We start from the raw sequence: 22,394 nt of genomic DNA, 5'->3' as shown, positions 1-22,394 counted from the left end.
CATGGGCAAAAAGATCGCATTGAATATCTTCTTCACGATAGGCCTTATCCTTTCCGGCTTCGGCCTCGTTTGGAGCTTTCAGAATGAAAAGTACCTCCTGGTTACCATGTTTGTGGCAACAGGTGCTGTCTTTTTTTACCTGAAGATGCAGCTGTTGAAAGAAGTCCGTAAAAGTTTCAAGGAGTAAGCAATTACTCCTTTTTTTATGCCGTTCTGTAACGGCCAATTATTACTGCGCGTTGTTAACAGTTCATGACAGCTTCTTTACCTGAGGCAGATCCGGTTAAACCGGATCCCTATGCCGCGCTACGCTTCCCCGAGTTCCGTTCATACCTGGGCATGCGTTTTTTCTTTACGCTGGCCTACCAGATGCAGGCCGTTATTATCGGCTTTCACGTTTACCACCTGACCAAAGACCCGCTCGCGCTGGGTTTAGTTGGCCTGTGCGAGGCTATTCCGGCCATTTGCATCGCACTGTATGGCGGTTATGTAGCCGATAAATCAGAAAAAAGGGGGCTGTTGCTTAAAGTTTTCAGCGGTGTGTTCGTGTGTTCAGCCATCATGCTTGCAGCCACGACGCAATGGGCGCACCAGTTTATTCCCGTGAACCGCATCGTGACGGTTATGTATGCCATGGTGTTTGGCATGGGCATAGCCCGCGGTTTTTTCTCCCCTGCCACGTTTTCACTCATGGCGCAGATCCTGCCCAAATCTCATTATCCCAATGCGAGCACCTGGAACAGTTCAAGCTGGCAGGCGGCCTCGATCCTCGGGCCGGCAGCCGGCGGCCTGATCTATGGCTTTGCGGGGATCACGGCAACATATTCGGTCATCCTGTCGCTGATCCTGGTTTCGCTGATCTGCATTTTTTTTCTGAAACGGCATCCGCCGGCTTTTGTTCCGCAACAACCGGTTTTGAAGAGCCTGTCTGAGGGTGTCGTTTTTGTGTTCAGAAACAAAATGATGCTTGGAGCCATGAGCCTCGACCTGTTTTCGGTTTTTTTTGGCGGGGCCGTTGCCCTGTTGCCGGTATTTGCAAACGATATTCTGAAAGTGGGTTCTGAAGGGCTCGGCCTGATGCGGGCCTCGGCTTCGCTCGGAGCCGTGCTGACCATGTTTGCCATGACCCGGTTTTCGCCCATGAACAAACCCTGGAGAAACCTGCTGATCGCCGTAGCCGGATTCGGAACCAGCATCATCTGTTACGGGCTGTCCAGGAACTTCTACCTGACATTGTTCTTTTTGTTCCTGGAGGGATCGTTTGACAGCATCAGTGTCATTATCCGCTCTACGATCATGCAGCTGCTCACGCCCGATGAAATGCGTGGCCGGGTGTCGGCGGTCAACTCCATGTTCATCGGTTCTTCGAATGAAATCGGAGCCTTCGAATCCGGCCTGACGGCGAGACTGATGCGTACGGTGCCGGCAGTGGTTTTCGGCGGCAGCATGACCATTGCCATTGCGGGGATCACCTGGTGGAAGACACGGGCGCTCACGTCCCTGAGCCTTGAAGACCTCAACAATACCCCAACTGAAAAGAAAAAATTGTAATTTTTTAGAAAATTTAAAAACCAAGTTGGTAACTTTGTGAAAGTTACCAACTTTAAGGTGCAGCACTGTGCCGCTGTTTTAAACTATTTGACCCTAATATTAATAGGAATCTGTCATGCCAGCCATTTTGGCCTATCCCTCGTACAAGGCAGCTCCGGGCACCCAACCTGTAAGTGTGCTCACAGCGCCGTCATGCCAGTACAAACCTTTTAAAGTTCGTCCTGAAAATCAGCGATTTAGGCCACTTCTGTTTGCTCGCCGACCTGCTGCCGCCACATGGCCTGGTAAAGCCCGTTCTTATCAATCAACTGCTGATGCGAGCCTGACTCAACGATCTGCCCTTTCTCAAGTACATAGATGCAGTCGGCATGGCGGATGGTCGACAACCGGTGTGCGATTAGAATGGTGATGTGGTCTGTCATGTTGGAAACATTGCGGATCGTGGACGTGATCTCCTCTTCTGTAATCGAATCGAGCGAAGAAGTGGCCTCGTCAAATACCAGGATATCAGGTCTTCTGAGCAGGGCGCGTGCGATGGACAGCCGCTGTTTCTCGCCACCCGAAACCTTTACTCCGCCCTCCCCGATCACCGTATCAAGGCCCTTTTCGGCACGGGCTAGCAGGTTCTGACAGGCCGCCTGGTGCAGGACCCGCATACATTCCTCATCAGAGGCCGTGGGGTTAACGAAAAGCAGGTTTTCTCTGATCGTTCCTGAAAACAGCTGTGTATCCTGGGTTACAAACCCAATCTTTTCGCGCAGCTCATCTAGATCTACATCGAAACTGTCAATTCCGTTGTACAATACGCGTCCCATTTTTGGCTGGTACAAGCCAACAAGCAACTTAACAAGAGTTGTTTTACCCGCCCCCGAAGGACCAACGAAAGCGATCGTTTCACCAGTCCTGACACCAAAACTGATATCTTCCAGCGCGTTTTTGTTCGCACTCTGGTGCTTGAAGCCCACTGCTTCGAAGTCCAGCTTTGAAATGTGGTCAATCTGTTTCGGATTTGCTGGTTTAGCATCTTTCGGGCGGCTCATGATGTTCTCAAAATTATTAAGCGAGACTTCTGTTTCCCGGTATACATTGATGATGTTTCCCAGCTCCTGCAGCGGACCAAAGATGAAAAACGAATAGATAAAGAGCGAGAAGAACTCGCCTACCGTAATCGTTCCCGCAAAAATAAGATACATCATCAAAAACAACAGGCCGTTGCGCAGCAGGTTGACAAATGTGCCCTGGATAAAACTGAGGCTCCGCACATACTTTACCTTCTTAAGCTCGAGCCCAAGAATTTTAGTTGTGGTCGCATTCAGCCGCCCGATCTCCTGCTGGGCCAGCCCCAGGCTTTTAACCAGTTCGATGTTGCGTAGCGACTCGGTCGTTGAGCCGGCAAGCGCTGTCGTTTCAGAAACGATGCTTTTCTGCACCTTTTTAATCCGTTTGCTTAGAAATGAGCTTAGAAAACCCAGCAGGGGAATGGCTGAAAAATAGACAACTGCGATCAACCAGTAAACTGTTACCGCGTAAACAGTGACAAAGACAATGCCTATAATACTTGTAAACAGCACATTGATCGAAAGCTGAATCAACTTTTCGGTGTCAATGCGTACCTTCTGTAAAATGCCCAGGGTTTCGCCGCTGCGCTGGTCTTCAAAAACCTGGTAAGGCAGCTCCAGGGAGTGCGCAAGGCCGTCTGAATAAATTTTTGCACCCAGACGCTGGGTAATCACATTCACGTAATAGTCCTGGAAGTTTTTGGCAATGCGCGAAACCATCGCAGCGCCCATGGCCATTAAAATAAGAACGCCTGCGCCGCGAATAAACTCGGCGGTTGTAAAGTTCTTGTAATTCGTTACATACTTATCAATGATCAGCCGGAAAACATAGGGATCCAGGAAAGAGAAGACTTGGTTAATGGCAGCCAGCAGCAGCGCCAGGGCGATCAGCCATTTATAATTTTTAAGGTAGCCAAAGAGAATTTTCATTGCAGTGCGGGGTTTGTTTTGTTCGTATGCCTGCTTAAGGCAGCAGGGGGTACAGAAGCGCTGTCAGCGACCGGCGCAATACCGGCAGAAGAAAGCCGTCAAAAATAAAGAAAGGGAATGAACTTGCGCCCATTCCCTTTCTAAGCGGACTCAATTTGACATCCGCATGTATTTTGACCTAAACGGTCATGATGTCTTTCTCCTTGGCCTCGGCATGTTTGTCGACCTTAATGATATAAGCATCGGTAAGTTTCTGAACTTCAGCCTCTCCGGTTTTAATCTCGTCATCAGACACACTTTCGCCCTTCAGTTTTTTGAGTTTTTCGTTCGCATCCTTACGGATGTTGCGCACAGTTACACGGCCACGCTCGGCTTCTTCTTTTACCTTTTTGACGAGGTCGCGGCGGCGCTCTTCAGTTAACGGCGGAACAACCAGACGAATCACCACACCATCATTCTGCGGGTTCAAACCGATGTTCGCTTCCTGGATGGCACGTTCGATGGGCACGAGCAAAGTTTTTTCCCAGGGCTGGATCAGCAGCGTGCGCGCATCAGGTGTATTGATGCTTGCAACCTGCGCGAGCGGCGTGGCGTTCCCGTAATAGTCTACAAAAATACCATCGAGCATTCCGGCAGACGCCTTTCCGGCACGTATCTTTGTCAGTTCGGCCTCGCAATGGTCAATCGCTTTATCCATTCCCTGGCGGGCATCTTCCAGTTGTTTCTTTATCAGGTCGTTCATATTCCAGTGTTTTTACAAATATAAAATTCGCGTGCAAATTATTTTACCAGCGTTCCGATGGCTTCTCCGCCTGCTATTTTCAGGAAATTTCCCGTTTTGTTCATATCGAACACAATGATCGGCAATTGGTTTTCTTCGCAAAGTGTAAAAGCGGTCATGTCCATTACGTTCAGGTTTCTCGCGTACACTTCCTTGAAACTGATCTCATCGTACCGCACTGCATTGGGATCTTTTTCGGGATCGGCGGTATAAATACCGTCTACGCGTGTTCCTTTCAGCACCACATCGGCCTTGATTTCAATGGCACGCAGGGCTGCTGCAGAGTCGGTTGTAAAGTAGGGATTCCCCGTTCCGGCGCCGAAGATGACCACCCGTCCTTTTTCAAGGTGTCTGACTGCACGTCTCCTGATAAAAGGCTCGCAGATCTGCTCCATTTTAATCGCGGTCAGCAAGCGGGTTTTCAGGCCATGTTTTTCGAGCGCGTCTTGCAGGGCCATCGAGTTGATCACGGTAGCCAGCATTCCCATATAGTCTGCCTGGGCACGGTCCATTCCTGATTTCTCAGCGCTAAGGCCTCTGAAAATGTTTCCGCCGCCAATAACGATGGCGACTTCGAGTCCTTTGTCATGAACAGCCTTGATGTCGCGGGCGTATTGGTCAACACGCTCGTTATCAATGCCGTATTGCTTATCGCCCATCAGCGATTCGCCGCTCAGTTTCAGGAGTATCCGTTTGTATTTCATCTATGAATAAAATTTTAGCCGCGCAAAAATATCAAAAAAAATCGATTAGCTCCCCGACCGGGGTTAACTGATCGTTTCACCTCTGAAGATTACCTGCTGAACCGCCATCGATTCATCCAGCAGAACCAGGTTGGCAGGCATGCCCGCCTCCAGTTTTCCGGCCTGCAGGCCCGCCAGTTCGGCTGGGTATTCGGCGGCCATTCTAACAGCCTCGTCAAGCGCTATATCACAGCGGTCCACACAGTTTTTTACCGCCCCTGGCATGGTCAGTGCCGAGCCCGACAATGTACCGTCTGGCATCAGGAAGCGGCCGTCTTTTTCATGGTGCTGGTAGGGCCCCTCGTTACAGGCGGTTACTGCGTCAGTAATAAGAAAAAGTCTTTTACCCATCAGAGCCTTGGCCATCCGGATCACCTCAAAATCGACATGGTAACCATCTACAATGATGCTGGCCCGCGCCGAAGGGTGCAGGTAAGCGGCCACAGGGATTCCGGGTGCCCGGTGCTGAATGGGGCTCATAGCATTAAACAGGTGTGTGGTGGTTGCGAAACCCCGGTCATAAGCCTGCATGGCCTGGGCAAAGGTTGCATCACTGTGTCCCAAAGACAGTAAGATATCTTGCGCTGCCAGGTAATCCAGCACCTCTTCATCCTGAAGCTCGGGTGCGATGGTCATGATGCGGATCAATCCCTCGCCATACTCAACCAGCTTTTTTACCTCATCAAGCGTAGCCTTGCGGATAAACTGCTCCACATGGGCCCCGCGCTTTTTCGGATTCAGGTACGGGCCTTCCAGGTGAACGCCCAGGCAATTTCGTGCCTGGCTGCGGTGTGCCTTCAGTACATCGAGGCTGCGGTACACGATCTCATCGCTATTGGTGGCAATGCAGATCATAAAACCGGTCGTTCCGGCCCGCAGCAGGGAATCTTCTATGGCCAGGAGGCTTTCAATACTTGGGCGCGCCGAAAACAGGTTTCCGCCGGCACCGTAAATCTGGAGATCAATAAATCCCGGGCACAACAGGGCGCCCCTGCAGTCCAGAACGTCTGTTCCCACCGGAACATCATCGGTCAGCGCTTCTATGTAGCTGCCGCGGATAACCAGGTTCCTGGTCGAACCCGCAGGGCCCTCAGGAAAGCGGCAATTGGTTAAGGTAAGCATGGTGCGCGAAAGATAAAAAAAATTGCAGACATGGCGCCGGTTAGCCGTTCATGAAAAAGGCTCCCTGGTAAAGGGAGCCTTTTTCTATTCGTTGGCGTACATTTTTTTTACCGTTGCAATGTCTTTCTCTGAGAGCTTACTGCCTCCGTTAAAAGTGCTGCCATCCAGGCGCGTTAACGTCGGTTTGCTGGGATCGATTGCGAACGACCATGAGTGGTACATCATGACAGACTGGAAATCCATTCTTTGTCCCATGTTGAACCCGTTATAATTCCAATGGCTCCACTTTCTGAAGTTGTGTTTTTTGTCTTCCTGGATATTGCCCCATTTGATCTTCACAAATTCGGCCTGGTCGGTCCGCGTGTGTTCATGCAACAGGCCGATCGCATGGCCGATTTCATGTATGGTGGTCGACGTATTACAATTTCTGGCCAGTTTTACAACCTGCCTGCCGCCCTGGTGACCAAGGTCTGCCGAGCATCCGCTGCCACGCACGAAATGCACATAATCACGTTGGTTGCTGCGCTTTACAAAACGAAGCGGTGTGTGTTTTTCCCAATGGGCAATGGCATTGCGCACCCGGTATTTGTCAGGCAATTCTTCTGCAATATCGTAATACACAGTTTTGTTTTTCCATTGCCGGTCTTTAAATCCGGTTGTTTGTGTGGTCATGGGACTTGGGCTTAACATGGAATCGCGCAGGATCATGTCGCCCTCAAGCACGATCTCTCCATTGTAATCGGTGTAGGTAACAAGTTCGCCGTTCAGGTAGGCACTTTTCACAACGCCCGCCTCGCCCGGGTTGCCATCAGTCATGACACGCGATGAGTCCTGGAGCTCCGGGTTCTCCTGTTCGGCCAGGGCCGGCTCGTCTTTCTGGCACGCCGCTATACACACCATTGCCAGGTACAGCGGAATTAAAATTCGATTTGCTTTCATAGGTAGGTTATTAGGTAATGACTGTCAGGAAAATCTGACAAAACTAAAAACTCAAAAACCTTTCCATTTATTGTGCTGACAACCAGCTACTCCCTGCAGTTGTAACCTCATAACAGGCGAGTGGGCAGAAACCCTGAAAATTCCGTCATATCGGGCGGGATTTGGGCAAAAAAAAACCCAGCCGCAAGGGCCGGGTCTTCTATGTTGCCGGGCGGCTTATGCACCCAACTGTACGCGTTTAAAGGCAGTTACGGTCAGTCCTTTCGACGTTTCGTCGAGGAACTTACGCACATCTTTGGAACCGTCTTTTACAAATTCCTGGTTCAACAGGGTGCTGTCTTTGTAAAATTTGTTCAGTTTGCCATTGGCAATTTTTTCAACCATTTCTTCTGGTTTGCCTTCTGCACGGATCTGCTCTTTTGCAATTTCGATCTCGCGGTCAATGGTGTGCTGGTCGACATCACCTTTGTCAAGGGCAACCGGGTTCATTGCAGCGATCTGCATGGCCACGTCTTTACCGGCTTCTTCCACACCAGCTCCGTCCTGGTTCAAAGCAACCAGTACGCCCAGGCGGTAGTTGCCGTGAATGTAAGGAACAACCTTGTCGCCAGAGACAACTTCATATTTAGAAATGCCAAGTTTTTCGCCGATTTTACCGGTGTTGTCGATGATCAGGTCAGAAACTTTAACGCCGTCTACTTCAAGAGCCAGCAGTTCTTCGAGAGTTGCCGGGTTTTTCTCGATAGCGATGTCAGCAAATTTATTACCCAGGGCAACGAAATCAGCATTTTTTGCAACGAAGTCAGTCTCGCAGTTCAATTCAAGAACAACACCGCGTTTGCCGTCGGCAGTCGCTTTTGCAATCACGACACCTTCGTTCGACTCACGGTCCTGGCGGCTGGCAGCGACTTTCGCGCCTTTTTTGCGCAGGTAATCAACGGCAGCTTCGAAATCGCCATTGGCTTCAGTCAGGGCTTTCTTACAATCCATCATGCCTGCGCCGGTTTGCTGGCGCAGCTTGTTTACGTCTGCAGCTGAGATCTGTATTGTAGACATGTTTTTCTTTGTTATTTTTTTATAAAAAAGTTATGGGTTAGGAGTTTCGTGCTGAAGCAGAACTTGCAACACAGAACCCGTAACCCACAACGTGATTAATTACTCTTCTGTTTTTGTTTCTTCTGCAGTATCGGTCGTTCCTTCAACAGCAGCTTCTGCTTCTCTTTTCCTTCTTGGCTCTTTTACCTCAGGAGCATCAGCAGCAGCTTTAGCAGCTACAGCTTCTTTCTCAGCTTCGTCTTCTTTGTCGCGTTTGCGTTCTTCCAATCCTTCTTCGATCGCTTTAACGATGATGTCAGTGATCAGGGTGATCGACTTGGTCGCGTCATCGTTAGCCGGAATCGGGAAATCGATGTTTGAAGGGTCAGAGTTGGTATCGACCATCGCGAAAGTCGGGATGTTCAGTTTCAACGCTTCAGTTACAGCAATGTGCTCTTTCTTTACGTCGATCAGGAACAAAGCAGCCGGAAGGCGGTTCAGGTCGGCAATACCGCCAAGAAGCGACTCCAACTTGATACGTTCACGCTGAATCATCAGGCGTTCTTTCTTTGAAAGGATCGCGTATGTACCGTCTTTGGTCATTTTGTCAATGTTCGCCATCTTTTTGATCGACTTGCGAACAGTAGCAAAGTTGGTGAGCATACCACCCAACCAACGCTCAGTAACGAAAGGCATGTTTACTTTTTTCGCTTGTTCAGCTACGATACCTTTTGCCTGTTTTTTGGTTGAGACAAACAAAACTTTACGGCCCGATTTTACGATCTGTTTGATCGCAGAAGCTGCCTCTTCAGTTTTGGTCAGGGTTTTATTTAAGTCAATAATGTGGATACCATTGCGCTCCATGAAAATGTAAGGCGCCATTTTTGGGTTCCATTTACGGGTGAGGTGACCAAAGTGTACACCTGCATCCAATAGGTCTTGATATGTTGTTCTAGCCATTGTTTTGTTCTCCTTTGTCGATTAACGTTTACTGAATTGGAAGCGTTTACGGGCTTTCGCACGTCCTGGTTTCTTACGCTCAACCATACGCATATCGCGTGTCATGAGGCCTTTGGCGCGTAATGCAGGTTTTTTCTCCGCATCAAGTTCAACAATAGCTTTGGCAATTGCCAGACGAACAGCTTCTGCCTGTCCTTTGATTCCACCGCCCTGAACATTAACGGTTACGTCATAACGGCCGGTCAGTTCAGCGACTTCGATACTCTGGTTAACAATGTATTGAAGGGGAAGCGTTGGGAAATATTCTTTGTGATCTTTACCGTTCACAGTAATGGTACCGTTGCCGTCTTTCAGATAGATCCGGGCAACTGCAGTTTTTCTTCTTCCTGAAGTATTTGTAGTTGACATTTCTTAGAGTTTAATGGTTGTTGGAGATTGTGCCTCGTGCGGATGAGTCTCACCAGCATATACAAAAAGATTTTTGTACAGTTTAGCACCCAATTTGTTCTTTGGTAACATACCGCGAACGGCTTTCTCGATTACACGCTCAGGGTGTTTCGCCATCAACTCTTTTGGAGAAATGAACCGCTGACCACCTGGATAACCTGTATAGCGAACATATTCTTTTTCGCTGAACTTGTTTCCGGTCAGTTTAACCTTGTCTGCATTGATAACAATCACATTATCTCCGCAGTCTACGTGTGGGGTGTACTCAGGCTTGTTTTTTCCCCGAATGATCATTGCAATCTTCGAAGACAAGCGCCCCAAAATCTCGCCCTGGGCATCAACTACTACCCACTGTTTATTAACAGTTTTAGCATTGGCAGAGACAGTTTTGTAACTTAACGTATTCACTTGCTTGTATTTAATTATGTAACAATTATTTATTTCCCCGCTTTTTTGGGGACTGCAAAGATAGATGAAATACTTTTATTATCAAAGAGTTGAAGGGTTATTTTTTTGTTTCAAGGTCCCGCCCGTGGCAGAACAGATCAGTCTTTGAAAGCGCTCCAGCCCTGCAGCATCGGCTCGGGCAGTCCCGCTTTTCGCTGCAGGCTGCCCGCAGGCTGCGCAAAGCAGTCGGGCCTTTCGCTGCAATCGGGCTTATTTTACGCAGGTCCCGCACATTTGGTCAAGTCCTTGCCTGCTGCTGCAGCAAAACGTTCAGCGCCGCCAGCCCTGCAAGGAAAATGGCCCGCAGTGCGGCCAGCATCACCAGCGACACGTCCAAATAGTGGTGCACACGCACACTTTGAAAAAGGTTCCAGCTCAGAATATTCAGGTACAGCGCGCCGGCCAGTCCGACAAGGACCGAAAGAGCACGCACAATGCGCAGCGCTTTGCCTGAACCTTCTGCAAGGCTGAACATGGCCGCTGCAAGGCCCGCCACCACCCCGCCCCAAACCGGCCAGCGGGTCGTTTCCTGGACAAAAAACAGCAGGTAGGCCATGCCGGCTGCCAGAACGAGGTAAGCAAAGTACCGTTTCATATCGTATTGGAAAAAAGATGCCGCATCAGCCTTTCGCCTGCCCTGCAGCCTCGGCAAGGCTTTCAAAGCTGCTGCTGCGGTATGTTGACCGGGCATCGGGAAAACGCCCTTCCGGATCAAACAGGAAAGTTTCCAGTCCGAGCTCCAGACCGGCCCTGATCTCGGAATCGGCATCGTCGCCAATAACCAGGATCTGCGACCTGTCAAGTCCGTATTCCCCGATCAATGTTTCAAACGCATCTTTTTTGGTCTCCTCTTTCACAGAAACATCAACCACATAAAGCGCTTCAAAGTCGGCGGCAATACCCAGCATGGCTAATTTGGAACGCTGCTTTTTGGTAAAGCCCGCGGTCACTACAAACTTTCGCCCTTTCAGGGCTTTGATGTAATGGTATTCACGATGTACCGAAAGCGGCTCAGTCACTTCGCCCTGTTGCAGAAAGGCTACCACCTTTTCGACGGCCGCTGCCTTGAACCCGTACCTGGCCGCCACGCGCTGAAATGGTGTGTGCAGCATGTCTTTTTTTGCCTGCTCAAGTTGCTTCGCGCTCACACCCAGATCCTGTTCTTCGAGAAAAGCATAAAGCCCTCCAAGCAGCTGGTTTACATTAGGCGCGGTGAAATAGATGGTGTTGTCAAGATCTATAAAAAAGATGGTCTTCATCATAACATTAAAATCAGGTTTACCGTTGTCTAAACACAGGCGGCAATGTAAATTAAACGTGCCAAATTAATTTTCTCTCTCTTTTTTGGATAGATTTACCTTCCACAAACAAATAATGAAATCTGATGAAGAAAAAAAACGTTTACGTATTGCTGGCAACAGCGCTGATCTCTACGACCGTTATGGCTCAACAAAAGAACGACCCGGCGAAAGAAGCGGCTAAAACCGAGGTCTGGGAGCCGGTACCAAAAACCGTTACACCCGGCAACCTCCCGCAGGATGCCCCTTCAGATGCGATCATCCTTTTTGGCGGCAAAAACCTTGACGAATGGCATGCTGTTAACGACCCTTCCAAGCCTGCAGGCTGGACCATCGACGATGGTTTCTTCACTGTAAAAAAAGGAACCGGCAACATTGAAACGAACCAGAAATTTACAGATTACCAGCTGCACCTGGAATGGCGTATTCCCTCGAACATTACGGGGAAAGACCAGGCCCGGGGCAACAGCGGCGTGTTCCTGGCCTCTACCGGCCCTGGCGACGATGGCTACGAGATCCAGATCCTCGACATTTACAACAACAAAACGTATGTGAACGGGCAAACCGGCAGTGTTTACAAACAAGGCATTCCCCTGGTCAATGCAAATAAAAAACCTGGCGAATGGCAGTTTTTTGATATCATCTGGACCGCCCCCCGTTTCAACGATGACGGCAGCCTGAAAAGCGCTGCCCGCGTAACCGTTATGCTGAACGGCGTATTGCTTCAAAATAATTTTGAGCTGAAGGGCGAAACCCGCTGGATTGGTGCACCGGCCTACAAAGCACACGGCCCTGCTGGCATCAAATTACAGGACCATGGCGACCCGAGCGAACCCGTCAGCTTTAGAAATATCTGGATCAGGAAACTTTAATTCAGGAATGTAACATCTCCAGGAAACGCTTCCTGGAGATCATCTCTGCGCCCATACTCATCAGGTGTTCATTCGGCAGCTGGCAGTCGATCAGGCGGTACCCGCCATAGCGGCAAAGCCAGATCAGCGCCGCCTTTGAAGCGTTAGGCTCCTGGCTGAACATGCTTTCCCCACAAAACACGCCGTTTACAGTTACGCCATAGAGGCCACCCACCAGATGGCCGTTCTTCCAGGTTTCGATGCTGCTGGCATGACCCAGCTCATTTAGTCTCTTGTAGGCTGCGCGCATATCTGCCGTGATCCAGGTGCCCTGTGCGCCAGGCCGGTGTATCATGGCACAGTTGTCAATCACACGGGCAAAGTCCGTATTTACCCGAACCTCCAGAATGCCAGACCTGCCAAGCCGCTGCATGCTCTTGCTTTCATAAATTTTTTCCGGAAAAATGACGCAGCGCTCGGACGGAGAAAACCAGCAGATCGGATCATCTTCACTGAACCAGGGAAAGATGCCCATTTGGTATGCCACGAGCAGGCGTGCCGGGCTCAGATCGCCCCCAATGGCCAGCAGGCCGTCTTCTTCTGACCAGGAGGGATCGGGAAATTGAAGGTTTTCATCGTCCAGTTTGAAGATCATACGCAAAAGTAGAACAAAACAAAGCTTAAACCTTGACGTTTTTTTTATGTCTCACCACCAAATGCCTCGCCATGGACCGGAAAGAACGCTTTTCAAAAATCAAACATTTGTACAACCGCGCGGGTTTCGGCCTTTCTTATCTTGAAACCGAGCAGCTAAGTCGCAGAAACCTCGCTAAAGTTGTCGACAAACTCCTCGAAGGCCCCACTATTCCTGACGAGATCAGGATTCAGAGCGCCGAAGATAACCGCAGGCTGTTGCGCGAACAACAGGAATTGAATGCCAGGAAAGACCAAAACGAAGCGGAAAAAGAAAGAAAAAAAGCATACCTGCGCTTGCGTAACCAAAAAAACCAGGAACTCAACCTGGCCTGGATCGATAAACTGATCCATACCGGTTACCCCCTCCAGGAAAAGATGACCCTGTTTTGGCATGGCCTCTTTGCCTGCCGTTCCGAGACCACCTATTTTGCGCAGCAGCTTAACAACGTGCAGCGCCGGTACGCCCTTGGCAATTTTAGAACACTCCTCATCGAGGTGGCCCGCACACCGGCCATGCTGCAGTACCTGAACAACCAGCAAAACCGCAAAGGCCGGCCGAACGAGAATTTTGCGCGCGAGTTGATGGAGCTCTTTACGCTCGGCAGGGGCAATTATACCGAGCAGGACATCAAAGAATCGGCACGTGCGTTTACAGGCTGGATGTACAACCGGGACTGGGTTTTCGAGTTCAATGAGAAAGTACACGATACGGGTACCAAGACGTTTTTTGGCAAAACCGGCCGTTTTAACGGTGAAGACATCATAGACATGATCCTGGCCCGGCCAGAGGCTGCAGACTTCATTGCCGAAAAGGCCTGCCGGTTTTTTGTCAGCGACCAGCCGCAGCCGGCGCATATCAAGGAGGCCGGCCGCAGGTTTTATGAGTCAGGCTACGACATCAAAGCGCTGATGCGCCATATATTCACCGCCGACTGGTTTTATGCGCCTGAAAACCGCGGCAACAAGATCAAATCGCCGACAGAGCTGCTCGTAGGCTTGAGCAGAACATTCCACGCCCGTTATGCAGACCCGAAGGTGTTGATCCGCCTGCAGCAGAACTTAGGACAGTATCTTTTCAACCCGCCAAACGTGGCCGGCTGGCCTGGGGGCCGCAGTTGGATCGACAGTTCCTCGCTCATGCTGCGCATGAAAATCCCCTCGCTCGTGCTCAACGATGGTGAAATTGATTTCAGCGGAAAAGCAGATCCTGAAGAAGAGGCCGTTATCGCGGTAAGCAGGGCCGCCGTGCCATCACGCGGTAAAAGAAAATCGTTTGTCAATGCCGAGGTAGACTGGGCTGCATTTACGCGCGACTTCCCTAAAGATATCACGCCCGCCGAACTGGCCGCCTTCCTGCTGCAGGTGCAGCCTGCCGGAAAGGTCATGTCCATGCTGGCCGATAACAAAGGACTTCGCAGTACGGCCATTGAGGTGGCCAGCCTGCCCGAATATCAACTGTGTTAAATAACAAACCATGAAGAGAAGAGATTTTCTGAAAAACACCGCGCTGGCCACTGCGGGCGCCTGGATGGTGCCGGCTTTCCTCAAACCACTCGAGGCGCTGGCCATGAACGACCTGAGCGGCTACAAAAATCTGGTCGTGATCCAGCTTTCGGGCGGTAACGACGGGCTGAACACAGTCGTGCCTTTCGGCAGCGACATTTACTACCAAAAACGCCGGAGCATTGCCATCAAACCTGAAGAAGTGATCCGCCTGGACGACATGCAGGGCCTCAACCCCAACCTGGCCGCCCTGCAGGAAATTTACGACCAGGGCTGGATGACGATCATCAACAGCGTGGGCTATCCCAATCCTGACCGTTCGCATTTCCGGTCAATGGATATCTGGCAAAGCGGCAGCGATGCCAACCAGTTTCTGAGTACCGGCTGGATCGGGCGCTACCTGGACAGCAATTGCCAGACCTGTAAATTCCCTTACACGGCCATCGAAGTAGACGACGCGCTTTCACTTGCCCTTAAAGGCAAGACCAAAAAAGGCATTGCCGTTCGCGACCCCGCGGCCTTGTTCCGCAACACCAACGAGCCGTTTTTTAAACGCATTGCGCAACAGGAAAAAGAACACCTTGACGAAGACAACCTGGGTTACCTGTACAAGACCATGATCGAAACCGCATCGTCTGCGAGTTACATTCAGCAGAATTCGAAAATTTACCAGGCCAAGGCAGCTTATCCGGCCAGCGGATTTGCAAGCCAGCTTAAAACCGTCTCTCGGTTCATCTGTTCGGGTCTGCAAACCAGGGTATACTATGTTTCCATGAGCGGTTTCGACACACATGTAAACCAGCCGGGGCAGCAGGGAAACCTGCTGAAACAGTATGCTGAAGGCATGAACGTTTTCCTGAAAGACCTGCAGGCCAACAACCGGCTGGACGACACCCTTGTGCTGACTTTTTCAGAATTTGGCCGCCGCGTGGAACAAAATGCAAGCAACGGGACCGATCACGGCACAGCCAATAACTTGTTTGTGTTTGGCGGCCGCCTGAACAGGAAAGGGCTCTTCAATGCTGCCCCTGATCTGGCCGACCTGGAATCGGGCGATTTGAAGTACAAGGTAGACTTTCGCGAGGTCTATGCCACTGTGCTGGACAAATGGCTTGGCGCCGGCAGCAACCAGGTCCTGAGCCGCAATTTCAGCACGTTGGATTTCATTTAACATGAGCCGGTAACTTTTTTTGTAACGGCACGTCAAAAGCACATGAATTTTATCGGCAACGTGATCTGGATCGTTTTTGGGGGCATCTTCATATTCTTTGAATACATCATTGGCGGCTTGATCCTTTGCCTGACCATTGTTGGCATTCCGTTCGGCCTTCAGTGTTTCAAATTTGCAATTCTGGGACTGGCGCCTTTCGGCGTACGCATTACGCACACTGCCTCAAGCACGGGCTGCCTGGCAACGGTCATGAACATCATCTGGCTCATCTTCGGCGGTTTGTGGATTGTTCTTACGCATCTGGTATTTGGCCTGCTACTCTGTATCACCATTGTCGGCATTCCGTTTGGCAGGCAGCACTTTAAGCTGATGAATCTGGCTTTCAGCCCCTTCGGCAAATCGATCAGCTAAGGCGCCAGTTCTCGATCAGCCCAATGCGGTGCGAATGGTCCATGGCTTCTTCACTGTTCACAAACAGGCAGTTCGGGATCTGAAGGGCTGAGAGTTTGTCCAGCAGCAGCTGCGTTTCTGCGGCCACACCGGGCCTGATGTTGCGAATGTATACCGCGGCCACACGTTCAGGATATTTTTCGGCAATCGCCGTATAAATAAAAGGATCCCGTTGCGAATTGTCGCCGAACAGCACAAATTTCTGTTTCGGGAAGGCATCAAAAATGCGCAGCACGCGCACCAGTTTCCCTTCGTGTCCCGTTTTTCCCGTCTTAAGCAAGTCTTTCCAGCGTTTAATCTGGTTCAGGAGAAAGGCGCCTTCGGGCAGCTTATTGAAGCGGAAGGTTTCTACCAGGTAATCATATAGGTTCCACTCGCTGCTTGAAACATAAAAAAACGGGTTCGGCTTTTCGCTGCTCGCATAGGCAGCAGACAACAGTTTGTAGTGTTCGGCGGTTCGCGGAAAGGTCTTCCGCGTATGCGGATTCTTTATAAAAAGTTCACGCAGGCGGCGCCCGATCGTCGCGGAATGAGATACCATAACCGTATCGTCAATATCTGATATAAATGCGTACTGGGTAATGTGCGGTACATAGATCATGCCCTCTGAGGCTGCAACGGCCTGCCCGGATTCATCGAGCGCTTCGACAAGCACCTGGTGCCAGCCGGCATCTACCGCCGTCTCTGAATCAAACTCAAATTTGAAAAAGCCGTCATACTCCGTCCGGTTATAGATTTGCTGTCCGCGAAAGGAAAGCCTGACCTGCACAAATGGCCATGTCCTGATCAGAAATAGCCGGAGCAGATGCCTGATGTTTACCCACAGGCTTTCGCTGAACACCTGCCTGGGGTTGCTGTGTCTTTTAAAAACGTGACCGTATACCACCAGGTTATGGGTGTGACCATACCCATGGTATACTTTCACACTGGGTTGCGAAAGTGTCATACAAAAACAAACAGTATTCCTTCTGGCTTGTTTGATAATAAACGGCAAGATGGAACAGCCCCGGGATCCCATGATTTTACACTTTATCATTAACCCCGGTTCCGGCCAGGATGACCAGGACCTGCGAGCGGTGATCGATGCCTGGTTCGCTCAGTCAAAACATACCATACATATTTATGAACTGAAGAAGGACTGTCGCATCAGCGACATTAAGGCAGAGATTGAGCGGGTAAACGCCGACCGCATCATTGCCGCCGGCGGCGATGGTACGCTGAAACTGGTTGCCGAATGCCTGCTGGAAAGTAAAAAACCTATGGGCATTATACCTACCGGTTCCGCAAACGGTATGGCCAAAGAACTGGGGATTCCCGTAGAGACCGAAGCGGCGCTCGAGATTGCAGTGAACGGACAGCCAACCAGCATACATGCCATCAGCATCAACAACGAACTTTGCATTCACCTGGCTGACCTCGGCTTTAACGCGTACATCGTTAAGAAATTTGACGACCTGTCTCACCGCGGCATGCTTGGTTATGCCAAAGCTGCCTGGCATGCACTTTGGAACCACCAAAAAATGGAAGTGGAACTCGAAATGGGCAATGAACGTGTCCGTTCGGCGGCTGCCATGGTTGTGGTGGCCAATGCCACCATGTATGGAACGGGTGTCAAGATCAATCCCATAGGCCGGCTTGACGACGACCTGTTCGAGGTGGTCCTGGTCAAGACCTATTCTGTGCTGGAAGTGCTTAAAATGCGTTTTACGCAGAAGGGCTTTAATCCGAAAAAGGTCGAGTTTTTTCAGACTCGGTCACTCCACATCAGGAGCAGGCACAAGGCCCATTTCCAGGTCGATGGTGAATACATGGGGAAGATTACCGAAGTTGAAGCGAAAATTTTACCGGGTGCGATCTGCGTGGTGTTGCCGCAACCTGAACCTGAAGCCGGTTAAAGGTTACCTGCAATATTTCTCGAGGTGTGTGTCGGCTTTCGACGAGCCCATGTATTTCACGAACCTGAAATCTTCACAAGCCCCTTCGTGGTCGCCTTGTTTGATCTTCTTCAGACCAGCGCTGATGCGTTGGTCGTAATACTCGTCATCATAACCCAACTCCTGCTGTATGCTCCTGATCCGCTGTTCTTCGCCTGCAGGCGCCTTCCCCTGCTCTTTGTTGCGGTAATAATTGAGCACGGCGTTGGTCAGTTCCTGTTCATTCCGGTAAGCCTGAATGGCCTGCCTGATCTCTGCCACACTTTTTTGATCGCAGTTGGCACCAGACACCTTAAAGTTAACCGGTACCGAAACCAAAGTCGTGGTGTCGAACCCGGCAGGAAGACTCCATTTGCCACGGGTCATGCGCACCAGCCTGAGCGCCTCATCGTCCAGATCGGTCCCGACTCCGCGAACAACACGCGAAGAGAACACATCGCCTTTTTTATCTAATTTAAATGCCACGACAACCGTCCCGCCAATACAGTTTTGGCGCGAGTAGGCCGGATAAACAGTGTTGCTGGCCAGGAAACTTTCCAGCGTATGTTTTCCCGTTCTGAAAACAGGCTGCTGCGCCATGCCGCCGAGCGAAAGGAACAGAAAAAAAACCAATAGCTTTTTCATACAAAAATTTACACAATGGGGTACACGATCAGAAACCAGCCGACAAAATTACCTGGGGATCAGGGCAATTGGCCAGGAAAATATCCCGCTCGCTGTAACGGCAAACACCAGGAAAGTCTCCCGCCATCCCTTTCATGTCAATAATAAGCTGGAAATGAAGATGGGGCGGCCAGTTGCCATTCTCTTGTGGAACGCCTAAGCTGGCAATTTGTTTTCCGGCCGGAACGAACCCGCCCTTTTGTAGTCCCGCCAGAGCGGCCCGGTTCAGGTGGCCGTACAAGGCATGGAAAGCATGACCGCCAAGTTCATATTTCAAAATGATCGTAGCCCCATAGTCGCCATTGCGGTTATTGTCGGCAAAGCTGTGTACAACTGCATCATAAAAATTAAATACAGGTGTTCCCGCCGGTCCCCAAATGTCTACGCCCAAATGCAGGCGTCGTGGCTCGCCGGAAGCGTCGAAATGGTCACTTTTAGCATAAATATCCCGGTGTTCAGCGTATCCGCCAATGCCGTATCGTGCGCCATGCGCACGAAGCATTTCGTTGATCCAGCGGGAAAACAGCGTGGTATCTGTATAGATCTGCTCGTTAAGTAAAGAATTTTGCAGGGTCAGGTCGAGCCTGTACAGGCTGTCACGTCCGGGGTCAAAGGGAACAACCTGGCTAAATGATTCACGGTATTGATCTAACGCCCCGGCTAATGGATGGCTCGTCATCAGCGTTTGAATAAGTAAGCGTAATTGTAAACATAATGTGCCAGGGCGCCCCCGGTTACAAACAGATGCCACAGCTCGTGGCTGTGTATCCAACGGTACATCTGCCGGTCCTTTGCATAAAAATAAGTTCCGCCGATGTAAAAAGCGCCGCCGAGAAGCAACCAGAAAATTGCCCTTCCGGGCAGAGCGGCAGACATTTTATACAACAGGGGAATAATGAGGCATCCCATTAAGATGTATAGCGCCAACGAAATGCCGGCACTTTTCAGCCGGTTGAAGATCTTAAGCAGGCAGCCGGTTATCGCCACCAGCCAGACCAATGCGAACAGTCCCCAGCGCAGCCAGCCATCGAAAACCAGCAGGGCGGTGGGGGTGTATGAGCCTGCAATCATCAGGTAGATGCAGCAGTGATCGAACTTTTGCCAGAAACGAATGCCGTATTCACTTCTGGGGTAACCATGGTAAACCGCGCTAACAGCAAAAAGCAGGCAGGTGCCAATTCCGTATACCAGCGCAGCTACCTGTGCAGTCGTGCTGGCCGCGTGTACGAAGAGCGTCCAGCCCGCGGGCAGCGCCAGCAAAGCAGGAATAAAATGGGTGTAGAAGTTAACTGGTTCGCGCAGGCGCTTTCCCGGGATCATTAGTCTTCCTGGTCTTTCCGTTCCTTTGCGATCTTGTCAAAAAGCTGGTCCATACGCTCAACATACTCGTTCGTATCATCCACGAAGAAACTGAGTTCGGGGATAACGCGTACCTGGTGGCGAATGCGGGCGCCCAGCTTGTACCTGATCTCCCCGGCATGCGCGTTCACGGTATTTACAGCCAGCGACGTGTTCGGGCTGTTTAAAAAACTGAGGTAAACTTTGGCAATAGCCAGGTCTGGCGAAACCCGAACCCGGGTAATGGTGACCAGCGTATTGGGCAGATAGGCCGACCCTTCCTTCCGGAAGATCTGTGCCAGTTCTTCCTGTATAACTCCTGCAAATTTCTGCTGACGTTTACTTTCCATATCTCTGAATTTTCCTGGCCGGCAGATGCCGGCCGGAATGAATAATTCGACGGCCCTTCCAGACTCGCCGGTTCTTGACTAATATAACAAATTATCGTAAGGGTAGCGCTCCGTATGCACCGCCTTCACCCGGTCGTACAACAACTGCCTGAACGCCTCAACGTTCTCTTTCTCTGTTGCCGATATAAAAATGGCCGGTGCATTGTGCTGCGCCATCCACGTGTTCTGAAAATCTGCGAGCGACATTTTGCCGTTCTCCAGCGCCACCAGGTCGTCTTCATCGGGCGGCGTATACGCATCGATCTTATTAAATACGACAATCGTTTCCTTGTCGCGTGCACCCAGGTCTTTCAGCGTCTCATTCACGGTATTGATCTGGTCTTCAAACCCGGGGTGCGATACATCGACCACATGGATCAGTATATCTGCTTCCCGAACCTCGTCAAGCGTCGACTTAAAACATTCGACCAGGTGGTGGGGAAGCTTGCGTATAAAACCGACCGTATCTGAAAGCAGGAAAGGCACATTGTCTATCACAACCTTGCGCACGGTGGTGTCGAGTGTTGCAAACAGCTTGTTTTCTGCAAACACCTCAGACTTCGACAGCATGTTCATGATGGTCGATTTGCCTACGTTTGTGTACCCGACCAGCGCTACACGGATCAACTGGCCGCGGCTTTTCCGCTGTGTCTCGTTCTGTTTGTCTATCTGTTTAAGCCGCTCTTTGAAAAGCGAGATCTTACTCAGAATGATGCGCCTGTCTGTCTCAATCTGCGTCTCGCCCGGCCCGCGCATCCCGATACCCCCTTTTTGCCGTTCCAGGTGCGTCCACATGCGGGTCAGCCTGGGCAGCATGTATTGCAGCTGTGCCAGTTCAACCTGGGTTTTGGCCTGGGCGGTTTGCGCGCGTTCTGCGAAAATATCGAGGATCAGGTTACTGCGGTCAAGGATTTTAACCTGCAGTTCGCGCTCAATGTTGCGAAGCTGCGAAGGCGTCAGCTCATCATCGAAAACCACCATATCGATTTCTTCAGACTGCACATAGGCCTTGATCTCTTCCAGCTTGCCGCTGCCTACAAAGGTTGCCCGCTCGGGCCGCAGCATTTTTTGCGTAAAGGTTTTTTCAACTTTCCCACCGGCCGTGTCGACCAGAAATGCCAGCTCTTCGAGGTATTCCCGCTCCTGCTCTTCGCTGCTGTTCGGCGTAATGACGCCTACAAGAACCGCGCGTTCCTGTTTTACTGCTGTATCATAAAATTTCTGTTTTCCCATGTTGTTCTTCAAAGTTACGAAGATAAATGCCTCTGCCCCGCTGTGTTCTTGATTTCTCGGGGCCTGCTTAAAGCTGCCCCATGAAATCGCGTGCCGCTGCGCCGGGGTCTGCCGTTTTCATAAAGTTCTCCCCGATCAGGAAGCCCTGGAAACCCGCCGCACGCAGCTCGCCTATGGTTTCAGGAGCACTGATGGCGCTTTCCGAGACCTTGAGGTAATCATTAGGGATGTGGTTAACCAGGTCAAATGACGTCCGGATATCTACACTGAAGTCGGCCAGGTTCCGGTTGTTCACCCCTACGGCGTCAATTGATCCGACCAGGCTGCGTTCCAGCTCTTCCAGGTTGTGTACTTCCAGCAACACGTTCAGGTCAAGTTCTTTGGCCAGATTACTCAGGCTTTCAATTTCGGCCGGGTTTAGGATGGCCGCAATAAGCAGGATCATGTCTGCGCCCATGGCCCGGGCTTCATACACCTGGTACGGGTCTATCATAAAGTCTTTCCGCAGCACCGGTATATCGTTGGCCTCGCGCGCCGCAATCAGGTCCTTCGCTGTGCCCCCGAAAAAATCGGTGTCGGTCAGTACAGATAAAGCCGATGCCCCGCTTGCATTGTACGCCCTGGTTACATCAGCAACCCCTGCGGTGCCATTAATAAGTCCTTTTGATGGCGACCGGCGCTTAAATTCTGCAATAATGCCCGTGCGGTCTGGCGCCAGCAAAAACTCCCGGAACGAAAGCGGCTTGCGCGCAAATGCGGCAGAGCGGCACAGGGCCTCCTTGCTGATCTGTGCTTTGGCTATGGCAATTTCTTCTTTTTTTCTTGCTACTATTTTTTCTAAAATGTTCATTTTGC

At 50.7% G+C, this 22,394-nt stretch carries 26 protein-coding genes; 7 read left to right on the top strand and 19 right to left on the bottom strand.

Annotated elements, in window-relative coordinates:
- Position 1 precedes the first annotated feature (1 nt).
- Together C7T94_RS03725 and C7T94_RS03720 are read left to right on the top strand one after the other, a co-directional pair.
- Positions 2–187, top strand: coding sequence for a DUF6358 family protein (locus C7T94_RS03725; RefSeq protein ID WP_107213760.1), 186 nt, complete (start codon positions 2–4; stop codon positions 185–187).
- A gap of 65 nt (positions 188–252) precedes the next feature.
- On the top strand, positions 253–1,551 hold the full coding sequence (locus C7T94_RS03720) for an MFS transporter (protein ID WP_107213759.1): 1,299 nt from the start codon (positions 253–255) through the stop codon (positions 1,549–1,551).
- A gap of 236 nt (positions 1,552–1,787) precedes the next feature.
- Here C7T94_RS03720 and C7T94_RS03715 read toward each other — a convergent pair whose 3' ends face one another.
- From C7T94_RS03715 to C7T94_RS03665, 11 genes are all read right to left on the bottom strand, one after another.
- On the bottom strand, positions 1,788–3,539 hold the full coding sequence (locus C7T94_RS03715) for an ABC transporter ATP-binding protein (protein ID WP_107213757.1): 1,752 nt from the start codon (positions 3,537–3,539) through the stop codon (positions 1,788–1,790).
- Positions 3,540–3,717: 178 nt separating this feature from the next.
- Positions 3,718–4,281: a ribosome recycling factor gene (frr, locus tag C7T94_RS03710; RefSeq protein WP_107213755.1), complete on the bottom strand. Its 564-nt coding sequence runs from the start codon at positions 4,279–4,281 to the stop codon at positions 3,718–3,720.
- Between the two features lie 38 nt (positions 4,282–4,319).
- Positions 4,320–5,024 carry a UMP kinase gene (pyrH, locus tag C7T94_RS03705; RefSeq protein WP_107213753.1) on the bottom strand — a complete coding sequence of 235 codons (705 nt, stop codon included), beginning with the start codon at positions 5,022–5,024 and terminating at the stop codon, positions 4,320–4,322.
- A 63-nt stretch (positions 5,025–5,087) separates the two neighbouring features.
- Positions 5,088–6,185 (bottom strand): N-acetylglucosamine-6-phosphate deacetylase, encoded by a 1,098-nt coding sequence (gene nagA / locus C7T94_RS03700; RefSeq protein WP_107213751.1) that lies wholly within the window; start codon positions 6,183–6,185, stop codon positions 5,088–5,090.
- A gap of 84 nt (positions 6,186–6,269) precedes the next feature.
- A complete protein-coding gene (locus tag C7T94_RS03695; RefSeq protein WP_107213749.1) occupies positions 6,270–7,124 on the bottom strand; it encodes a M12 family metallopeptidase in 855 nt (284 codons plus the stop codon).
- 216 nt (positions 7,125–7,340) lie between these two features.
- On the bottom strand, positions 7,341–8,180 hold the full coding sequence (gene tsf / locus C7T94_RS03690) for a translation elongation factor Ts (protein WP_107213747.1): 840 nt from the start codon (positions 8,178–8,180) through the stop codon (positions 7,341–7,343).
- A 99-nt stretch (positions 8,181–8,279) separates the two neighbouring features.
- Positions 8,280–9,119, bottom strand: coding sequence for a 30S ribosomal protein S2 (rpsB, locus tag C7T94_RS03685; protein ID WP_107213745.1), 840 nt, complete (start codon positions 9,117–9,119; stop codon positions 8,280–8,282).
- A 21-nt stretch (positions 9,120–9,140) separates the two neighbouring features.
- Entirely contained in the window at positions 9,141–9,527 is a 387-nt protein-coding gene (gene rpsI, locus C7T94_RS03680; RefSeq protein WP_107213743.1) for a 30S ribosomal protein S9, read from the bottom strand.
- 3 nt (positions 9,528–9,530) lie between these two features.
- Positions 9,531–9,974 carry a 50S ribosomal protein L13 gene (gene rplM, locus C7T94_RS03675; RefSeq protein ID WP_107213742.1) on the bottom strand — a complete coding sequence of 148 codons (444 nt, stop codon included), beginning with the start codon at positions 9,972–9,974 and terminating at the stop codon, positions 9,531–9,533.
- Positions 9,975–10,251: 277 nt separating this feature from the next.
- Positions 10,252–10,608 (bottom strand): hypothetical protein, encoded by a 357-nt coding sequence (locus C7T94_RS03670; protein WP_107213740.1) that lies wholly within the window; start codon positions 10,606–10,608, stop codon positions 10,252–10,254.
- A gap of 25 nt (positions 10,609–10,633) precedes the next feature.
- Positions 10,634–11,275, bottom strand: coding sequence for an HAD family hydrolase (locus C7T94_RS03665; RefSeq protein ID WP_107213738.1), 642 nt, complete (start codon positions 11,273–11,275; stop codon positions 10,634–10,636).
- A gap of 122 nt (positions 11,276–11,397) precedes the next feature.
- Between C7T94_RS03665 and C7T94_RS03660 the strand changes: the two genes are divergently transcribed.
- Positions 11,398–12,183, top strand: coding sequence for a 3-keto-disaccharide hydrolase (locus C7T94_RS03660; RefSeq protein WP_107213736.1), 786 nt, complete (start codon positions 11,398–11,400; stop codon positions 12,181–12,183).
- Position 12,184: 1 nt separating this feature from the next.
- Here the strand turns inward: C7T94_RS03660 and aat are convergent, their stop codons facing one another.
- Entirely contained in the window at positions 12,185–12,817 is a 633-nt protein-coding gene (gene aat, locus C7T94_RS03655) for a leucyl/phenylalanyl-tRNA--protein transferase (RefSeq protein WP_107213733.1), read from the bottom strand.
- A 71-nt stretch (positions 12,818–12,888) separates the two neighbouring features.
- Here aat and C7T94_RS03650 point away from each other — a divergent pair, with 71 nt between their 5' ends.
- The 3 genes from C7T94_RS03650 to C7T94_RS03640 are packed head-to-tail and all read left to right on the top strand — an operon-like array spanning position 12,889 to position 15,943.
- Entirely contained in the window at positions 12,889–14,322 is a 1,434-nt protein-coding gene (locus C7T94_RS03650; RefSeq protein ID WP_107213731.1) for a DUF1800 domain-containing protein, read from the top strand.
- A gap of 10 nt (positions 14,323–14,332) precedes the next feature.
- A complete protein-coding gene (locus C7T94_RS03645) occupies positions 14,333–15,532 on the top strand; it encodes a DUF1501 domain-containing protein (RefSeq protein WP_107213729.1) in 1,200 nt (399 codons plus the stop codon).
- Positions 15,533–15,574: 42 nt separating this feature from the next.
- Positions 15,575–15,943, top strand: a complete 369-nt coding sequence (locus tag C7T94_RS03640; RefSeq protein WP_107213727.1) for a YccF domain-containing protein — start codon at positions 15,575–15,577, stop codon at positions 15,941–15,943.
- On the opposite strand, the gene C7T94_RS03635 is transcribed toward C7T94_RS03640, so the two are convergent.
- Positions 15,936–16,928 carry an App1 family protein gene (locus tag C7T94_RS03635; protein ID WP_107213725.1) on the bottom strand — a complete coding sequence of 331 codons (993 nt, stop codon included), beginning with the start codon at positions 16,926–16,928 and terminating at the stop codon, positions 15,936–15,938. The two genes, C7T94_RS03640 and C7T94_RS03635, sit on opposite strands and share 8 nt — an antisense overlap.
- Before the next feature lie 49 nt (positions 16,929–16,977).
- Between C7T94_RS03635 and C7T94_RS03630 the strand changes: the two genes are divergently transcribed.
- A complete protein-coding gene (locus C7T94_RS03630) occupies positions 16,978–17,877 on the top strand; it encodes a diacylglycerol/lipid kinase family protein (RefSeq protein ID WP_239494917.1) in 900 nt (299 codons plus the stop codon).
- 3 nt (positions 17,878–17,880) lie between these two features.
- On the opposite strand, the gene C7T94_RS03625 is transcribed toward C7T94_RS03630, so the two are convergent.
- From C7T94_RS03625 to trpC, 6 genes are all read right to left on the bottom strand, one after another.
- Complete coding sequence (locus tag C7T94_RS03625; protein WP_107213723.1) at positions 17,881–18,540, bottom strand: energy transducer TonB; 660 nt, start codon at positions 18,538–18,540, stop codon at positions 17,881–17,883.
- Between the two features lie 28 nt (positions 18,541–18,568).
- On the bottom strand, positions 18,569–19,258 hold the full coding sequence (locus C7T94_RS03620; protein WP_107213721.1) for a peptidoglycan DD-metalloendopeptidase family protein: 690 nt from the start codon (positions 19,256–19,258) through the stop codon (positions 18,569–18,571).
- Positions 19,258–19,899 carry a PAQR family membrane homeostasis protein TrhA gene (gene trhA, locus C7T94_RS03615; protein ID WP_107213719.1) on the bottom strand — a complete coding sequence of 214 codons (642 nt, stop codon included), beginning with the start codon at positions 19,897–19,899 and terminating at the stop codon, positions 19,258–19,260. The genes C7T94_RS03620 and trhA overlap by 1 nt, the downstream gene beginning before the upstream one ends.
- A complete protein-coding gene (gene rbfA / locus C7T94_RS03610) occupies positions 19,899–20,267 on the bottom strand; it encodes a 30S ribosome-binding factor RbfA (RefSeq protein WP_107213717.1) in 369 nt (122 codons plus the stop codon). Before rbfA ends, trhA begins: the two co-directional genes overlap by 1 nt.
- A gap of 78 nt (positions 20,268–20,345) precedes the next feature.
- Positions 20,346–21,539 (bottom strand): GTPase HflX, encoded by a 1,194-nt coding sequence (gene hflX / locus C7T94_RS03605; RefSeq protein WP_107213715.1) that lies wholly within the window; start codon positions 21,537–21,539, stop codon positions 20,346–20,348.
- A 67-nt stretch (positions 21,540–21,606) separates the two neighbouring features.
- Complete coding sequence (trpC, locus tag C7T94_RS03600; RefSeq protein ID WP_107213713.1) at positions 21,607–22,389, bottom strand: indole-3-glycerol phosphate synthase TrpC; 783 nt, start codon at positions 22,387–22,389, stop codon at positions 21,607–21,609.
- Positions 22,390–22,394 lie beyond the last annotated feature (5 nt).

The sequence above is a fragment of the Pedobacter yulinensis genome (assembly GCF_003029735.1).
GTDB lineage: Bacteria > Bacteroidota > Bacteroidia > Sphingobacteriales > Sphingobacteriaceae > Pedobacter > Pedobacter yulinensis.
This window is presented reverse-complemented; position numbering and strand designations above follow the sequence as displayed.

Coding starts and splice junctions, on each gene's coding strand:
- C7T94_RS03725 (WP_107213760.1), top strand. CDS start 2: ATGGGCAAAAAGATCGCATTGAATATCTTCTTCACGATAGGCCTTATC.
- C7T94_RS03720 (WP_107213759.1), top strand. CDS start 253: ATGACAGCTTCTTTACCTGAGGCAGATCCGGTTAAACCGGATCCCTAT.
- C7T94_RS03715 (WP_107213757.1), bottom strand. CDS start 3,539: ATGAAAATTCTCTTTGGCTACCTTAAAAATTATAAATGGCTGATCGCC.
- frr (WP_107213755.1), bottom strand. CDS start 4,281: ATGAACGACCTGATAAAGAAACAACTGGAAGATGCCCGCCAGGGAATG.
- pyrH (WP_107213753.1), bottom strand. CDS start 5,024: ATGAAATACAAACGGATACTCCTGAAACTGAGCGGCGAATCGCTGATG.
- nagA (WP_107213751.1), bottom strand. CDS start 6,185: ATGCTTACCTTAACCAATTGCCGCTTTCCTGAGGGCCCTGCGGGTTCG.
- C7T94_RS03695 (WP_107213749.1), bottom strand. CDS start 7,124: ATGAAAGCAAATCGAATTTTAATTCCGCTGTACCTGGCAATGGTGTGT.
- tsf (WP_107213747.1), bottom strand. CDS start 8,180: ATGTCTACAATACAGATCTCAGCTGCAGACGTAAACAAGCTGCGCCAG.
- rpsB (WP_107213745.1), bottom strand. CDS start 9,119: ATGGCTAGAACAACATATCAAGACCTATTGGATGCAGGTGTACACTTT.
- rpsI (WP_107213743.1), bottom strand. CDS start 9,527: ATGTCAACTACAAATACTTCAGGAAGAAGAAAAACTGCAGTTGCCCGG.
- C7T94_RS03670 (WP_107213740.1), bottom strand. CDS start 10,608: ATGAAACGGTACTTTGCTTACCTCGTTCTGGCAGCCGGCATGGCCTAC.
- C7T94_RS03665 (WP_107213738.1), bottom strand. CDS start 11,275: ATGATGAAGACCATCTTTTTTATAGATCTTGACAACACCATCTATTTC.
- C7T94_RS03660 (WP_107213736.1), top strand. CDS start 11,398: ATGAAGAAAAAAAACGTTTACGTATTGCTGGCAACAGCGCTGATCTCT.
- aat (WP_107213733.1), bottom strand. CDS start 12,817: ATGATCTTCAAACTGGACGATGAAAACCTTCAATTTCCCGATCCCTCC.
- C7T94_RS03650 (WP_107213731.1), top strand. CDS start 12,889: ATGGACCGGAAAGAACGCTTTTCAAAAATCAAACATTTGTACAACCGC.
- C7T94_RS03645 (WP_107213729.1), top strand. CDS start 14,333: ATGAAGAGAAGAGATTTTCTGAAAAACACCGCGCTGGCCACTGCGGGC.
- C7T94_RS03640 (WP_107213727.1), top strand. CDS start 15,575: ATGAATTTTATCGGCAACGTGATCTGGATCGTTTTTGGGGGCATCTTC.
- C7T94_RS03635 (WP_107213725.1), bottom strand. CDS start 16,928: ATGACACTTTCGCAACCCAGTGTGAAAGTATACCATGGGTATGGTCAC.
- C7T94_RS03630 (WP_239494917.1), top strand. CDS start 16,978: ATGGAACAGCCCCGGGATCCCATGATTTTACACTTTATCATTAACCCC.
- C7T94_RS03625 (WP_107213723.1), bottom strand. CDS start 18,540: ATGAAAAAGCTATTGGTTTTTTTTCTGTTCCTTTCGCTCGGCGGCATG.
- C7T94_RS03620 (WP_107213721.1), bottom strand. CDS start 19,258: ATGACGAGCCATCCATTAGCCGGGGCGTTAGATCAATACCGTGAATCA.
- trhA (WP_107213719.1), bottom strand. CDS start 19,899: ATGATCCCGGGAAAGCGCCTGCGCGAACCAGTTAACTTCTACACCCAT.
- rbfA (WP_107213717.1), bottom strand. CDS start 20,267: ATGGAAAGTAAACGTCAGCAGAAATTTGCAGGAGTTATACAGGAAGAA.
- hflX (WP_107213715.1), bottom strand. CDS start 21,539: ATGGGAAAACAGAAATTTTATGATACAGCAGTAAAACAGGAACGCGCG.
- trpC (WP_107213713.1), bottom strand. CDS start 22,389: ATGAACATTTTAGAAAAAATAGTAGCAAGAAAAAAAGAAGAAATTGCC.